12 protein-coding genes and 2 riboswitches are annotated in these 14941 nt (G+C 66.9%); of the genes, 11 read left to right on the top strand and 1 reads right to left on the bottom strand.

The window, feature by feature from the left end:
* Positions 1-62 precede the first annotated feature (62 nt).
* Positions 63-1181, bottom strand: a complete 1119-nt coding sequence (bcsP, locus tag AAG092_RS17315) for a cellulose biosynthesis protein BcsP (RefSeq protein WP_373387648.1) — start codon at positions 1179-1181, stop codon at positions 63-65.
* A 321-nt stretch (positions 1182-1502) separates the two neighbouring features.
* Positions 1503-1606: riboswitch (guanidine-I (ykkC/yxkD leader) on the top strand.
* A 53-nt stretch (positions 1607-1659) separates the two neighbouring features.
* Here bcsP and AAG092_RS17310 point away from each other — a divergent pair.
* From AAG092_RS17310 to AAG092_RS17260, 11 genes are all read left to right on the top strand, one after another.
* Positions 1660-2715 carry a putative urea ABC transporter substrate-binding protein gene (locus tag AAG092_RS17310; protein WP_373387647.1) on the top strand — a complete coding sequence of 352 codons (1056 nt, stop codon included), beginning with the start codon at positions 1660-1662 and terminating at the stop codon, positions 2713-2715.
* A 166-nt stretch (positions 2716-2881) separates the two neighbouring features.
* Positions 2882-2985, top strand: a riboswitch (guanidine-I (ykkC/yxkD leader).
* 59 nt (positions 2986-3044) lie between these two features.
* The gene (locus tag AAG092_RS17305; RefSeq protein ID WP_373387645.1) at positions 3045-4112 is read left to right on the top strand and encodes a putative urea ABC transporter substrate-binding protein; all 1068 of its coding nucleotides are present in this window, start codon (positions 3045-3047) and stop codon (positions 4110-4112) included.
* 93 nt (positions 4113-4205) lie between these two features.
* Positions 4206-5021, top strand: a complete 816-nt coding sequence (locus AAG092_RS17300; RefSeq protein ID WP_373387644.1) for an ABC transporter permease — start codon at positions 4206-4208, stop codon at positions 5019-5021.
* The gene (locus AAG092_RS17295; RefSeq protein ID WP_373387643.1) at positions 5018-5800 is read left to right on the top strand and encodes an ABC transporter ATP-binding protein; all 783 of its coding nucleotides are present in this window, start codon (positions 5018-5020) and stop codon (positions 5798-5800) included. Before AAG092_RS17300 ends, AAG092_RS17295 begins: the two co-directional genes overlap by 4 nt.
* Before the next feature lie 2 nt (positions 5801-5802).
* A complete protein-coding gene (locus AAG092_RS17290) occupies positions 5803-6534 on the top strand; it encodes an urea amidolyase associated protein UAAP1 (RefSeq protein WP_373387642.1) in 732 nt (243 codons plus the stop codon).
* A gap of 136 nt (positions 6535-6670) precedes the next feature.
* Positions 6671-7306 (top strand): urea amidolyase associated protein UAAP2, encoded by a 636-nt coding sequence (locus AAG092_RS17285; protein WP_373387641.1) that lies wholly within the window; start codon positions 6671-6673, stop codon positions 7304-7306.
* Positions 7307-7564: 258 nt separating this feature from the next.
* On the top strand, positions 7565-11245 hold the full coding sequence (gene uca / locus AAG092_RS17280) for an urea carboxylase (RefSeq protein ID WP_373387640.1): 3681 nt from the start codon (positions 7565-7567) through the stop codon (positions 11243-11245).
* A gap of 80 nt (positions 11246-11325) precedes the next feature.
* Entirely contained in the window at positions 11326-12810 is a 1485-nt protein-coding gene (locus tag AAG092_RS17275; RefSeq protein ID WP_373387639.1) for a diguanylate cyclase domain-containing protein, read from the top strand.
* Positions 12807-13004: a cysteine-rich CWC family protein gene (locus tag AAG092_RS17270; RefSeq protein WP_373387638.1), complete on the top strand. Its 198-nt coding sequence runs from the start codon at positions 12807-12809 to the stop codon at positions 13002-13004. Before AAG092_RS17275 ends, AAG092_RS17270 begins: the two co-directional genes overlap by 4 nt.
* Positions 13005-13006: 2 nt before the next feature.
* Positions 13007-13699, top strand: a complete 693-nt coding sequence (locus tag AAG092_RS17265) for a pseudouridine synthase (RefSeq protein WP_373387637.1) — start codon at positions 13007-13009, stop codon at positions 13697-13699.
* A gap of 318 nt (positions 13700-14017) precedes the next feature.
* Positions 14018-14896 (top strand): alpha/beta fold hydrolase, encoded by an 879-nt coding sequence (locus tag AAG092_RS17260; protein WP_373387635.1) that lies wholly within the window; start codon positions 14018-14020, stop codon positions 14894-14896.
* The last annotated feature ends 45 nt before the right edge of the window (positions 14897-14941 follow it).

Raw genomic sequence — 14941 nt, 5'->3', positions numbered from 1 at the left:
GGCGCACAGCCGCGCAGCGACGGAGTCCGACGCCAGGACGCCGGACCATTTGCGCCAGAGGCTCATGCCGGTTGCTCGACTCGCTGCTCGTTCGCCAGGCGTACCAGCAGGCTCTGGGCGCAGGCCAGGATATCGTGGCAGCCGCGGCCGTGCGGGTCGTAGTCCAGCACGTTGCGGTTGTAGGCCAGCGCCTCGCCGACCGACTGATCGCGATGCACCAGGCCCAGCAGGCGCTTGCCGAGCAGGCCCTGCATGATCTGGGTGATGTCCTTGCTCAGCTGCCGCGAGTTGTCCACCTGATTGATCAGGTAGGCGCTGCCGGCGAAGTCGGCGCGACCCTCGGTATGGCTGGCGATCAGCCCATCGATCAGCGGCAGCGCGGTGTAGGAGGCCGCATCGGCCAGGCTCACCACCAGGGCGAGATTGGCCACGTTCAGCGCCTGCTGCAGGTACAGCGATGGGCCCGGCGGCGTGTCGAGCAGCACCAGCGCGCCATCGGCCAGCTGCAGATCGGCCAGACGCCGCGCCAACCACAGGGGATCGCTTTCCAGCTGACGTTCGAAGGTGCGCCGGGCCGGTTCGTCGGTCAGGCCGTGGGGCAGCACGAACAGGCCGTCGCGGGTCGGCACGCAGAGCTCGTGCCAGTCGCGCTCGCTATGACACAACCCCTGCGCCGGCGCTGCAGCCTGTGCTTGTTCGGTCGCCTGGAAGTGATGGTGCAGGGCATTCTGCGGATCGAGATCGATGGCCAACACGGCCCGTCCGGTCTTCTGCAGCGCGGCCGCCAGGTTGGCCGCCAGGGTGCTCTTGCCGACGCCACCCTTGGCGGAAACCACCGCGATCACGCGGATGTGCGCAAGATCGGGACGTTCCGGCGCGACCGCAGCGGCGACCGGCGCCGGCTCGCTGGGCTCCTCGGCCAGCTTGGCCAGCAGGCTCTGCAGGCCGGCAGCGGACCAGACCTCCGGTTGCGCGACAGGCGCCTGCTCGGCCACTGCGACGGCCTCGGGCGCCGCGGGTAAGACCTCAGCGATGTCAGTGGGCTGAATCTCGCTGCGCCCCACCACCGGCCAGCGCTCGACACTGGCCCGCGCCTCATCGCCCCGGGATATTTCCTGATACTGATCCGCGCGACCACCGAACTGCTTGAACAAACGCGAGATATCGCTCGAGGCACTCATATCGAAACACCGCTGGCCGGATTAGGGCAGGTACGCAAGGAAGAGGGGAACGCACAAATGGCGTCAAAAAAATATCGACTGCTTATTATTTTTCGAAATTGCGTCAATTCTACAGCGAGATAAAAACCTGATGTCAAGATGATATTGCAGCCCGGCTTTCTGCCCTCTTACTGGGCGGGTGCGCACCAAAAAACACCCATCCGCATGCCAGAGCGGCCTTTCGCCCCCGCAAATGGCGCAATCCGGCCTCCCTGCGCCTGGCACGCCATTCGCTAAGCAATGGCAGCACAGGATGTGCCGGCCTGGTGCCAACACATCATCGCAATGGCCGACTAGGGTTCCGGCTCGTCCACCACGACGAGCGACTGGTCCGAGAGTGGGCGACCCCGACTGGGGTTACACGGCGGGACAAAAGCCCGGGAGAAATGCGTGCCTGCTCGGCCGCATCCTGTCTCCCATCCATTGTCCCGAGGTCATCATGCCTGCCCGCCTGTTCTGTTCCTGCCTGCTCGCCCTGCTGCTCCTGCAGCCCGCCCACGCTGCCGAAACCCGCCCGTTCAAGGTCTGCTGGTCGATCTACGCCGGCTGGATGCTGTGGGGCTACATGGCCGAGCAGGGCATCGTCGACAAGTGGGCGAAGAAGTACGGCATCCAAATCCAGGTCGAGCAGGTGCCGGACTACGTCGCCTCCATCGAGCAGTACACCGCCGGCCAGTACGACGCCTGCGCCATGACCAACATGGACGCCCTGACCATCCCGGCCGCCGCCGGCGTGGACTCCACCGCGCTGATCGTCGGCGACTTCTCCGCCGGCGCCGACGGCATCCTGGTGCGCGGCGGCAGCAAGGACCTGAAGGATCTCAAGGGCAAGACCATCCTGCTGGTGGAGAACTCGGTATCCCACTACCTGCTCAGCCGCGCCCTGGAATGGGCCCACCTGCAGCCTTCCGACGTGACCATCGAGAACGTCTCGGACAAGGATCTGGCGCGGGTCTGGCGCAGTGGCAGGGGCGATGCGGTGGTGACCTGGAACCCGATCCTCGCCGACCTGCGCCAGGACGGCGACAGCGTGCAGGTGTTCAGCTCGCACCACATCCCCGGCGAGATCCTCGACCTGCTGGTGATCAACAGCCAGACCCTGACCCAGCATCCGCAGCTGGGCCGCGCCCTCACCGGCGCCTGGTTCGAAGGCATGCGCCTGATGGGCCTGCCGAATGCCGCCGGCGCCGCCGCGCGTGCGCGCATGGCCGCTGCCGCGGACACCACGCCGGCCGACTTCGACGAGCAGCTGCGTACCATCCGCTCCTTCTACGCACCGCGCTCGGCGGCCGCCTTCGCCCGTGGCGAGAAGATGCCGGACCTGATGCAGCGGGTGGCCAACTTCGCCGACGCGCAGCAGCTGCTCGGCGAAGGCCATGGCCTGCAGCGCCTGGGCATCGCCTTCGGCGACGGCCGGGTGCTGGGCAACCCGACGCAGGTCCTGCTGCGCTTCGAGCCGGCCTACATGCAGCTGGCCGCCGACAACCAGCTGTAAGCACCAACAGCGAACATCACGCACCGCTTTCGTGCAGCAGAGCACGGCGCGGCGCCGGGCACCCCGCGTCGCGCCCAGCAGAATAGGGGCTGCAGGCAACTGGCACGATGTTCGCTTTGTTCGAGACATGCAGAAGCACCCCGCAAGGGGCGCGGCACTACAACTTGCAATGGCCGACTAGGGTTCCGGCTCGCCAAGCCCGGCGAGCGACTGGTCCGAGAGTGGGCGACCTCGACAGGGGTTACACGGCGGGACAAAAGCCCGGGAGAACGCGCACAGGCCAGTGCCGCGCCGCTCCTGCCCGTATCCCTGGAACTGGAGGTCTACCCATGCGCAAGTCCCCGCTGTTCGCCCTGCTTTCCGCCGGCCTCGCCGCCGCCCTCGCCTTCCCCGCCCACGCCGAAAAGAAAGAGCAGTTCGACGTCTGCTGGACCATCTACGCCGGCTGGATGCCATGGGAATACGGCGCCGCCCAGGGCATCGTCGACAAGTGGGCACAGAAGTACGGCATCGAGATCAAGGTCACCCAGCTCAACGACTACGTCGAATCGATCAACCAGTACACCGCCGGCGCCTTCGACGGCTGCACCATGACCAACATGGATGCCCTGACCATTCCCGCCGCCGGTGGCGTGGACAGCACCGCGCTGATCGTCGGCGACTTCTCCAACGGCAACGACGGCATCGTGCTCAAGGGCGAGAAGAAGACCCTCGGCGACCTCAAGGGCATGGACGTCAACCTGGTCGAGCTGTCCGTCTCCCATTACCTGCTGGCCCGCGGCCTGGAGCGCGCCGGCCTGAGCGAGAAGGACCTGAAGGTGGTCAACACCTCCGACGCCGACCTGGTCGCCGCCTTCGCCACCGACGACGTCAAGGCGGTGGCCACCTGGAACCCGCTGCTGGCCGAGATCGAAGCCACCCCGGGCGTGACCAAGGTGTTCGACTCCAGCCAGATTCCCGGCGAGATCATCGACCTGATGGTGGTCAACAGCGACACGCTGAAGGACAACCCCGAGCTGGGCAAGGCGCTGACCGGCGCCTGGTACGAGATCATGGCCACCATGAGCGCCGATTCGGCCGAGGGCAAGGCCGCCCGCGAACACATGGCCAAGGCCTCCGGCACCGACCTGGCCGGCTACGAGGCGCAGCTGGCGGCGACCAAGATGTTCTATTCGGCCAAGGATGCGGTGGCCTTCGCCAACAGCCCGAAGCTGCCGGCGACCATGACCAAGGTGGCCGAGTTCTCCTTCAGCCATGGTCTGCTCGGCGAGGGCGCACAGAGCGCCGACGCCATCGGCATGGCATTCGCCAAGGACGTAGTCACCGGCGACGCCGGCAACATCAAGCTGCGCTTCGATCCGACCTACATGGAAATGGCCGCGCAAGGCAAGCTCTGACGCCGCCCCGCCGGCCGCAATGGCTTCCCTCCCCTCTCCCGCCTGCGGGAAAGGGGCCGGGGGAGAGGGCATGAAGCCAACCGAGACCCCAGCATGCGCCTGATCAACCGATACCCGGACCGCGGCGGTCGCCTGCTGCTGATCCTGCTGCCCTTCGCCCTGCTGCTGTTCGCCTACTTCGCAGGCTCCACGGCACGCCTGGCGGACAACCCCAACGACAAGCTGCTGCCCAGCGCCGCGCAGATGGTCGATGCGGTCGAGCACCTGGCCTTCAACGAGGACAAGCGCACCGGCCAGTACCTGTTCTGGCAGGACAGCGCCGCCAGCCTCGGCCGTCTCGGCCTGGGCATCGGCATCGCCGCCCTGGCCGGCCTGATGCTGGGGATCGCCGCCGGCAGCATCCCGCTGTTCGGCGCACCGCTGTCGCCGCTGCTCACCGTGCTGTCGATGATCCCACCGCTGGCGATCCTGCCGATCCTGTTCATCGTGTTCGGCCTGGGCGAGCTGTCCAAGGTGATGCTGATCGTCATCGGCATCACCCCCTGCATCGCCCGCGACATCGAGCAGCGCGCCCGCGAGATCCCGCGCGAGCTGCTGATCAAGGCACAGACCCTCGGCGCCAGCACCTGGACCCTGATCCTGCGCGTGGTGCTGCCGCAGTTGTTGCCGCGCCTGCTGATCTCCCTGCGCCTGATGCTCGGTTCGGCCTGGCTGTTCCTCATCGCCGCCGAGGCCATCGCCAGCACCGACGGCCTCGGCTACCGCATCTTCCTGGTGCGCCGCTACCTGGCCATGGACGTGATCCTGCCCTACGTGGTGTGGATCACCCTGCTCGCCTGGCTGATGGACCTGGGCCTGCGCCGCCTGACCCAGCTGTGCTTCCCCTGGTACGAAGGAGCCAAGGCATGAGCTTCATCCAGGTCAAGAATGTCTGGCAGGAATATGGCGACCAGGTCGTCCTGGAGAGACTCAACCTGATCGTGCGCGAGGGCGAGTTCTGCACCCTGGTCGGCGCCTCCGGCTGCGGCAAATCGACTTTCCTGCGCCTGCTGCTGGGCCAGGAGCAGCCGAGCCGCGGCGAGATCCTCCTGGCCGGTCAGCCGCTGGTGGCCGAACCGGATGCCAGCCGCGGCGTGGTGTTCCAGCGCTACTCGGTGTTCCCCCACCTGTCGGTGCTGGACAACGTCGCCATCGGCCTGGAGCTGCCGCGCTCGCCCCTGCTCGGCCGCCTGTTCGGCAATGCCAAGCGCGAGGCGCGCGAACGCGCCGCCGAGCTGCTGCGCAAGGTCGGCCTCGGCCATGCCCTGGACAAGTACCCCAGCGCGCTGTCCGGCGGCATGCAGCAGCGCCTGGCCATCGCCCAGGCGCTGATCACCAGGCCGCGCGTGCTGCTGCTGGACGAACCCTTCGGCGCGCTGGACCCGGGCATCCGCAAGGACATGCACGCCCTGCTGCTGGAGCTGTGGCGCGAAACCGGGCTGACCGTGTTTATGGTCACCCATGACCTCTCCGAGGGCTTCAGCCTCGGCACCCGCCTGCTGGTGTTCGACAAGGTGCGCCTCGACCCGCACGCGCCCAACGCCTTCGGCGCGCGCATCACCTACGACATTCCGCTCAACAGCGAACGCCGTGCGGCCCTGCCCGCCGAACTGGCCGAGCGCCTGCAACCGCAACTTCAAGGAGCCTGAGCATGACTGCCTCTCTCGCCCTGCGCCCCACTCTCTACGAGGAGACAGTCCCCGGTGGCGGCCACACCTCCTTCGTGCTCAAGCGCGGCCAGCTGCTGCGCATCACCGATCTCGACGGCGGCGCCAACGTCAGCCTGCTGCTGCTCAATGCTGTCGAAAAGAGCGAACGGCTGAACCTGCCGGATACCCTCAAGTGCCAGCACACCGCCAGGCTCACCGCCGGCCACTGCCTGTACTCGGACATGGGCAGAGTCCTCGCTGCCATCACCGCCGACACCTGCGGCTGGCACGACAGCTTCGGCGGCGTGCTCAACGCGCAGGAAGTCGCCGAGAAATACGGCCAGGGCCGCTACCAGGAACTGCGCAACGGCTTCTTCCGCAACGGCGTGGACAACCTGCTGGTGGAACTGGGCAAGTGGAACCTGGGCCTTGCGGACCTGCTGATGAACCTCAACCTGTTCAGCAAGGTCACCGTCGATGCGGACGGCTGCTTCCACTTCGAAGCCGGCAATTCCAAGGCCGGCGATTACCTCGAGCTGTACGCGCCGATGGATACCCTGGTGGTGCTCAGCGCCCTGCAGCACCCGCTGGACCCCAACCCGCAGTACGCACCCAAGCCGGTGCAGCTGACCTGGAGCCGGGTCGAGAGCGACGGCATCAGCGTGCTCTGCCGCACCTCGCGCCCGGAGAACGGCCGCGGCTTCCACAACACCGAGAGGCTTTATCTGGCATGAAGGATTCATCCCTGAATCCTTCATGCGACGCCATTCGCGGCGCATGTCCGCGCATGGCTCCCGCCGAATCGCAAGCGATTCGCGGGCAGCACATCCTGTACTGCCGAGTGGCCAAAACCACCCCACGGAGCCGCCTATGAGTCTCACCGCCAGCACCCTGCATCCCGAAGCCGCCGTGTTCCGCCACGTGATCCCGGCCGGCGAGCCCTACCTGTTCGAGGTCAAGGCCGGGCAGACCCTGCGCCTGCTCGACCTGGAAGGCAACCAGGCCGTCGACACCCTGTTCTTCAGCGCCAAGAACCCGCGCGAGCGCTACGACCCACAGCGCACCCTGCGCAAACAGAACCGCGTGTACCTGACCACCGGCACCGTGCTCTGGTCCAACCTCGGCAACCCGCTGCTGACCATCACGGCCGATACCTGCGGCCGCCACGACACCCTCGGCGGCGCCTGCGCCCAGGAGAGCAACACCGTGCGCTACGCCCTGGACAAGCGCTACATGCACAGCTGCCGCGACAACTTCCTGCGCGGCGCGCTGCATGACGGCCGCCTGGAGAAGCGCGACATCGGCGCCAACATCAACTTCTTCATGAACGTTCCCGTCACTCCGGAAGGTGGCCTGACCTTCGCCGACGGCATCTCGGCCCCGGGCAAGTACGTGGAGCTGAAAGCGCATATGGATGTGATCGTGCTGATCTCCAACTGCCCGCAATTGAACAACCCCTGCAACGCCTACAACCCGACCCCGGCCGAGGTGCTGGTATGGGACTGAAAGGCTTGCGCCTGTGGTTGTTCCGCCTGTGCCAGAGCCGCTCGGGGCAGTGCCTAGGCTCTCTCCCCTCTCCCGTTGGCGGGAGAGGGGCCGGGGGAGAGGGGAACGACAGAACGCCGAGTTAAACCCTCTCTCCAGCCCTCTCCCTGCTCTTTGTTCATAAGCATGGGAGAGGGAGCAAAGCACTCCCAGCCACGGACGACCGTGGTGCAGACGAATAAGGCGGGACGGCCCGCCATCCCTTTCGAGGGTTCTGCAATGTTCGACAAACTCCTGATCGCCAACCGCGGCGCCATTGCCTGCCGCATCCTGCGTACCCTGCGCCAGCTCGACGTCAAGGGCGTGGCCGTGTACTCCGAGGCCGACGCCGCCAGCCTGCACCTGCAGCAGGCCGACGAGGCCCACAGCCTGGGCGAAGGCCCGGCGGCCCAGACCTATCTGGTGGTCGACAAGATTCTGCAGATCGCCAAGCGCAGCGGCGCCAAAGCCATCCACCCCGGCTACGGCTTCCTCTCCGAGAACGCCGCCTTTGCCGAAGCCTGCGAGGCCGCCGGCATTGCCTTTGTCGGCCCCACGCCCGAACAGCTGCGCGTGTTCGGCCTCAAGCACACCGCCAGGGCACTCGCGAAACAGCATGGCGTGCCGATGCTGGAAGGCACCGAGCTGCTGGAAAACCTCGATGCCGCGCTTAAGGCCGGTGAAGAGGTCGGCTACCCGGTGATGCTGAAAAGCACCGCCGGCGGTGGCGGCATCGGCATGCGCGTGTGCCGCAGCGCGGAAGAACTAAGCGACGCCTTCGAGGCGGTCAAGCGTCTGGGGCAGAACAACTTCAGCGACAGCGGCGTGTTCATCGAGAAGTACATCCAGCGCGCCCGCCATCTGGAAGTGCAGGTCTTTGGCGACGGCGCCGGCGAAGTGCTCGCCCTTGGCGTGCGTGACTGCTCGGTGCAGCGCCGTAACCAGAAGGTGCTGGAAGAAACCCCGGCGCCCAACCTGCCGGCCGGCATGGCCGAGGAACTGTGCGCGGCGGCGATCAAGCTGGCCAAGGCGGTGAATTACCGCAGCGCCGGCACCGTGGAATTCGTCTACGACAGCGCCGCCGAGCGTTTCTACTTTTTAGAGGTGAACACCCGCCTGCAGGTCGAACACGGTGTTACCGAACAGGTGTGGGGCGTCGACCTGGTGCGCTGGATGATCGAACTGGCGGCCGGCGACCTGCCGCCGCTCAACGAACTGGCGAAGCACCTGAAACCCAGCGGCCACGCCATCCAGGCGCGCCTGTATGCCGAGGACCCGGGTCGCGACTTCCAGCCCAGCCCCGGCCTGCTCACCGCCGTCAGCTTCCCCGAAGCCGATGGCAAAGCTTTGCGCATCGACACCTGGGTCGAAGCCGGCTGCGAGATCCCGCCCTACTTCGACCCGATGATCGCCAAACTCATCACCTGGGCACCGACTCGCAGGGAGGCCAGCGCCGCCCTCAGCCGGGCCCTGGCCGATACCCTGCTGTACGGCGTGGAAACCAACAGCCAGTACCTGCGCCAGATCCTGGCCGACGCGCCCTTCGCCAGCGGCTCGCCCTGGACCCGCTGCCTGGAAGGCCTGGTCTACCAGGCGCATACCTTCGAGGTGCTCTGCGCCGGAACCCAGACCACCGTGCAGGATTTCCCCGGCCGCCTCGGCTACTGGGCGGTCGGCGTACCGCCGTCCGGCCCGATGGACGACCGCGCCCTGCGCCTGGGCAATCGCCTACTGGGCAATGAGGAAGGCGCCGCCGGCCTGGAAATCACCATGAGCGGTCCGCTGCTGCGCTTCAACACCGAGGCGGTGGTGGCGATCACCGGCGCAGATATCCCGGTGACGCTGGACGGCGTGGCCCAGCCGATGAACACCGCCCTGTTGATCAAGGCCGGCAGCACCCTGAGCCTCGACACCATCGCCGGCAGCGGCGCACGCTCCTACCTCACCCTGCGCGGCGGCCTGCAGGTGCCCGAGTATCTGGGCAGCAAAAGCACCTTCACCCTCGGCCAGTTCGGCGGCCACGGCGGCCGCGCCCTGCGTGCCGGCGATGTGCTGCACATTCCACCTCTCGGCGATACGAGCAACGGCGCGCAACTGCCCGCCGCACTCTGTACCGCCCTGCCCGCCGTGCGCGAAATCCGCGTGATATACGGCCCGCACGGCGCGCCGGAATACTTCACCGAGGGTTATATCGATACCTTCCTCGCCACCGACTGGGAAGTGCACTTCAACTCCAGCCGCACCGGCGTGCGCCTGATAGGCCCCAAGCCGGAGTGGGTACGCGACAGCGGTGGTGAAGCCGGCCTGCACCCGTCGAACATCCACGACAACCCCTATGCCATCGGCGCGGTGGACTTTACCGGCGATATGCCGGTGATACTCGGCCCGGACGGCCCGAGCCTGGGCGGCTTCGTCTGCCCGGTGACCATCATCGAGGCCGACCTGTGGCAGCTCGGCCAGCTCAAGGCTGGCGACAAGGTTCGGTTTATCCCGGTGGATGTCGCCACGGCGCGGGAGTTGGCCAAGGCGCAGAAACAGGTGTACGCGGACCTATCCCCTCTCCCATTTATGGGAGAGGGGTCGGGGGAGAGGGCAATTGGCAACGCAAAAAGCCCCTCTCCCCAGCCCTCTCCCGCAAGCGGTAGAGGGAGCTTGTCCGAGGCCGATCTAACCTCCCCCATCGTGCTCGACCTCGGCGAAGCCGACAAACGCCTGGTCGCCCGCCTCTCCGGCGACACCCACCTGCTGCTGGAAATCGGCCAGCCGGAACTGGACCTGGTGCTGCGTTTCCGCGGCCATGCGCTGATGCAGGCGCTGGAAGCCAAGCACCTCGACGGGGTGATCGACCTCACCCCCGGCATCCGCTCGCTGCAGGTGCACTACCAGCCGGAAACCCTGCCCTTGGCCAACCTGCTGGCGGTGGTGATCGGCGAGTGGGATGCGGTGTGCAACGCCACCGACCTGCGCGTACCCTCACGCATCGTCCATCTGCCGCTGTCCTGGGACGACCCGGCCTGCCAGTTGGCCATCGACAAGTACATGACCACGGTGCGCAAGGACGCGCCCTGGTGCCCGAGCAACCTGGAATTTATCCGCCGCATAAACGATCTGCCCAACCTCGACGAGGTGTACCGCACGGTGTTCGATGCCAGCTACCTGGTGATGGGCCTGGGCGACGTCTACCTCGGCGCCCCGGTGGCCACGCCGCTGGACCCGCGCCACCGCCTGGTCACCACCAAGTACAACCCGGCGCGCACCTGGACCGCGGAGAACTCGGTGGGCATCGGTGGCGCCTACATGTGCGTGTACGGCATGGAAGGCCCCGGCGGTTACCAGTTCGTCGGCCGCACCCTGCAGATGTGGAACCGCTACCGCGAGGTCGAGGCCTTCGACGGCAAGCCCTGGCTGCTGCGCTTCTTCGACCAGATCCGCTTCTACCCGGTGAGCGCGGAGGAACTGCTGCAGATCCGCCGCGACTTCCCCCTGGGCCGTTACCCTCTGCGCATCGAGCACAGGGAGCTGGCCCTGGCCGACTACCAGCAGTTCCTCGCCAACGAGGCCGCAGGCATCGACGCCTTCCGCCGCCAGCAGCGCGCCGCCTTCGCCGCCGAACGCCAGCGCTGGATCGATTCCGGCCAGGCGCATTTCGAGGTGGACGAGACAGTGGCCGAACTGAGCGAGGATGCCCCGCTCGGCGCCGGCCAGCACGGCATCGACAGCCATATCGCCGGCAACCTCTGGCAGGTGCAGGTGGAGGCCGGCAGCACGGTGCAGGCCGGCGACGTGCTGGTGATCCTCGAATCGATGAAGATGGAGATACCCCTCACTGCGCCGGTCGGCGGTGTGGTGCGCGAGGTGCGGGTGCAGCCGGGCTCGCCGGTGCGCGCCGGGCAGCGGGTGGTGGTGCTGGAGGAGGTATAAGCACGGTAGGCAGCGGGGTGGCGGTGACGCCGCCCACCGCCACGCGCTAGCATTGCGCCATCTCATCGAGAGCCCGCCCCATGCCGCTCAGCACGTCCCGCAAGGCCCAGATCACCCTGCTGTCGCTTCTGTCGATCCTGTTGCTGGGCGGCTTCCTCGCCACCAGCCTGGTCAGCTACTTCGCCTCGCGCGACAGCATCCGCCACAACATCGTCAACACCGAGCTGCCGCTGACTTCGGACAACATCTACTCGGAGATCCAGAAGGACCTGATCCGCCCCACCCAGATCGCCTCGATGATGTCGCGCGATACCTTCCTGCGCGACTGGGCCCTGGCCGGCGAGCAGAACGCCGAGCCGATGACCCGCTACCTGCGCGAGATCCAGGACCACTACGGCACCTTCACCAGCTTCTTCATCTCGGAAAAGACCCGCACCTACTACCAGGCCAAGGGCGTGCTCAAGCAGGTGCGCGAGGACGAGCCGCGCGACGCCTGGTACTTCCGCGTGCGCGGCATGGCCGAGCCCTACGAGATCAGCGTCGACCCGGACATGGCCAACGCCGACCGCCTGACCTTCTTCATCAACTTCAAGGTGTTCGACTACCAGGAGCGCTTCATCGGCGTGGCCGGTGTCGGCCTGACGGTGGACGCGGTGGTCAAGCTGGTGGACGACTACCAGCGTCGCTACGACCGCAGCATCTTTTTCACCGATCGCCAGGGCAACCTGGTGCTCACCGGTGCCGAGGGTGGGCCCATGGGCGCCCGTCGCGGTCAGTCGCTCGAACAGATTCCCGGCCTGGAACCTTTGCGCGCCAAGCTGCCGCAGCCCAGGAGCGGCAATTTCAGCTACCAGGAACACGGCCGCGGGCACTTCCTCAACGTGCGCTACATCCCCGAACTGGACTGGTACCTGTTCGTCGACAAGCACGAGGAAGGCGCTCTCGCTGGCATCCGCCACACGCTCTACCTCAACCTGCTGATCTGTGCACTGATCAGTGCCCTGGTGCTGTTCCTGGTCTACCTGGCCACCCGCCGCTACCAGCAGCGCATCGCCGCCCTGGCCACCACCGACATGCTCACCGGCCTGCCCAACCGCCGCGGTTTCGACCTGCTGGCCGGCCAGGCACTGCAGGAGGCGCAACGCGAGCTCAGCCCGCTGAGCGCACTGCTGATCGACCTGGACCACTTCAAGCAGCTCAACGACACTCACGGCCACCTGGCCGGCGACCAGGTGCTGCGCGGCTTCGCCCATAGCCTGCAGGGCAACCTGCGGCAGTCGGACATCATCTGTCGCTGGGGTGGCGAGGAATTCATCCTGCTGCTCAAGGGCACCGGCAGCAGCACGGCGCGCCAGCTGGCGGAGAAGATTCGCCAGCAGACCGCAGAGCAGCTGTTCCAGTTCAACGGCGTCAACCTGCGCATCACCACCAGCATCGGCCTCACCGAGCTGCAGGGCGAGGACAGCCTGGACCGCCTGATCGCCCGCGCCGACCGCGCCCTGTACCGGGCCAAGCAGTCCGGGCGCAACCGCGTGTGCGAAGACGCGGGCGGCCTGCAGCAGTGAACGCCGAGCGCTGTCCGCGCTGCGGCCAGCCCAATCGCTGCGCCCAGGCGGGCGAGGAGCAGGCGGTGCAGGACTGCTGGTGCTTCCATGTGCCGATCGTGGCGGGTGCGCTGGAGCAGCTGCCCGCCGCAGCAGGCGATCGGGCCTGCCTGTGCCCCAACTGCCTGCGCGCCCTGACCGGCGAGCCCGAGTAGCGATGCGCCTCGACCGCTTCCTCAGCAACCTGCCTCGCTTCAGCCGCGCCGACGCGCGCCTGCTGCTGGCCGCCGGCCGCCTGCGGGTGGACGGTGCCACGGTACGCGACGGCCGCTTCGAGGTGCGCGAGTTCAGTCGCGTCGAGCTGGACGACGAGCTGCTGCAGGCCGGCAAGCCGGCGCGCTACTTCATGCTCAACAAGCCGGCCGGGGTGGTCAGCGCCACCGAACACCCCGAGCACCGCACCGTGCTCGACCTGCTCGACGAGCCGGACAAGCACGAGCTGCACATCGGCGGGCGCCTCGATCTGAGCACCACCGGCCTGCTGATCATCACCAACGACGGCCTCTGGTCGCGCCGCCTCACCGAGCCGCGCAGCCGCCTGGGCAAGCTCTACCGGGTCAGCACCGAGAGGCCTATCACCGAGGAGTACGTCGAGGTGTTCGCCCGCGGCCTGTACTTCGCCTACGAGAACCTCACCACCCTGCCCGCCGAACTGCAGATCCTTGACCCGCACACCGCCCTGCTGACCCTGCACGAGGGCCGCTACCACCAGGTCAAGCGCATGTTCGGTCACTTCCAGAACAAGGTGATCGGCCTGCACCGCGAGCGCATGGGCCCGCTGCAGCTCGACCCGGCCCTGGCGCCAGGCCACTACCGCCCGCTCACGACCGCCGAGATAGACGCCGTCTGAACAGGGCCCGCCCGACCAATGGCAGGGACAAATTCACCGGCATGTCTTGCATCGGTAACACCGGGCTGCTTGAATCCCCTCAACGGTCCGTTAGTGACCGAATAGTCATAGACAACATCTAAAAGCGCTTCCTCCGTAACGCCACACGGGCCTGCCCCTCGAAGCCCGCACGGAAAACGCCCCGCCACCAACAACAAGCGTCGGCCCGCAGTCAGAGCCGACAGGCCCCGTTTCCCAGGCACATGCCTACCTGCCGAAGCTCGCCCAGCCGCATTGCGCGCTGTGCGTCCGCACTCTTGCACGTCAGGGGCATGCACGATGAAACCAGAAACCGCTGTGCTGGATATCCAGGGGCAATACCGGGTTTACACGGAGTTCTACCGCGCCGACGGCGCCGAGCAGACCATCATCCTGGTCAACGGCTCGCTGTCGACCACCGCATCCTTCGCGCAGACGGTCCGCTACCTCCACCCCCACTTCAACCTGGTGCTGTTCGACCTGCCCTACGCCGGGCAGTCGCGCGCGCACAACCGCCACGAGCGCTTCCTCAGCCGCGAGGAAGAGGCCGATATCCTGCTGGAACTGGTCGAGCGCTTCGCCTGCGACCTGGTGCTGTCCTTTTCCTGGGGCGGCATCGCCACCCTCCAGGCCCTGGCGCGGCGGCCACGGCGGATCAAACGCGCGGTCATCAACTCCTTCTCGCCGGTGGTCAACAGCGCCATGCTCGGCTACCTGCGCGCAGGCCTGGCGGTGATGCGCGACTGTGACCGCGAGAGCATCGGCATGGTGCTCAACGGCACCATCGGCAAGCACCTGCCCTCGCTGTTCAAGCGCTACAACCATCGCCACGTCACCGGCCTGGAACGCTACGAATACGAGCAGATGAGCTTCCACGTGGAAACCGTGCTGAACAACGGCGGGCGCTCCTGCGTCAGCTTCGCCGGGCAGATCGAGATCCCACTGCTGTTCGTCAACGGCGAATGGGACGAATACACCACCGCGCAGGACGCCCGCCTGTTCACCCAATACGTACGCCACTGCGAGTTCCGCACCATCGCCCAGGCCGGCCACTTCCTCGACATGGAACACAAGGGCGCCTGGCTGCAGACCCGCGACGCCCTGCTGGCCTTCCTGCTGGCGCCAGCGCCGGCACAGCAGCGGGAGCAGGAACGCGAACCCCACGCCCTGGCCGGCTGAACGCCTGCCGCTTCACCTGCGCGGGCGATTCTGGTACAAAGTCAC

The organism is Pseudomonas alcaligenes (assembly GCF_041729615.1).
GTDB classification, from domain to species: domain Bacteria; phylum Pseudomonadota; class Gammaproteobacteria; order Pseudomonadales; family Pseudomonadaceae; genus Aquipseudomonas; species Aquipseudomonas alcaligenes_B.
This window is presented reverse-complemented; position numbering and strand designations above follow the sequence as displayed.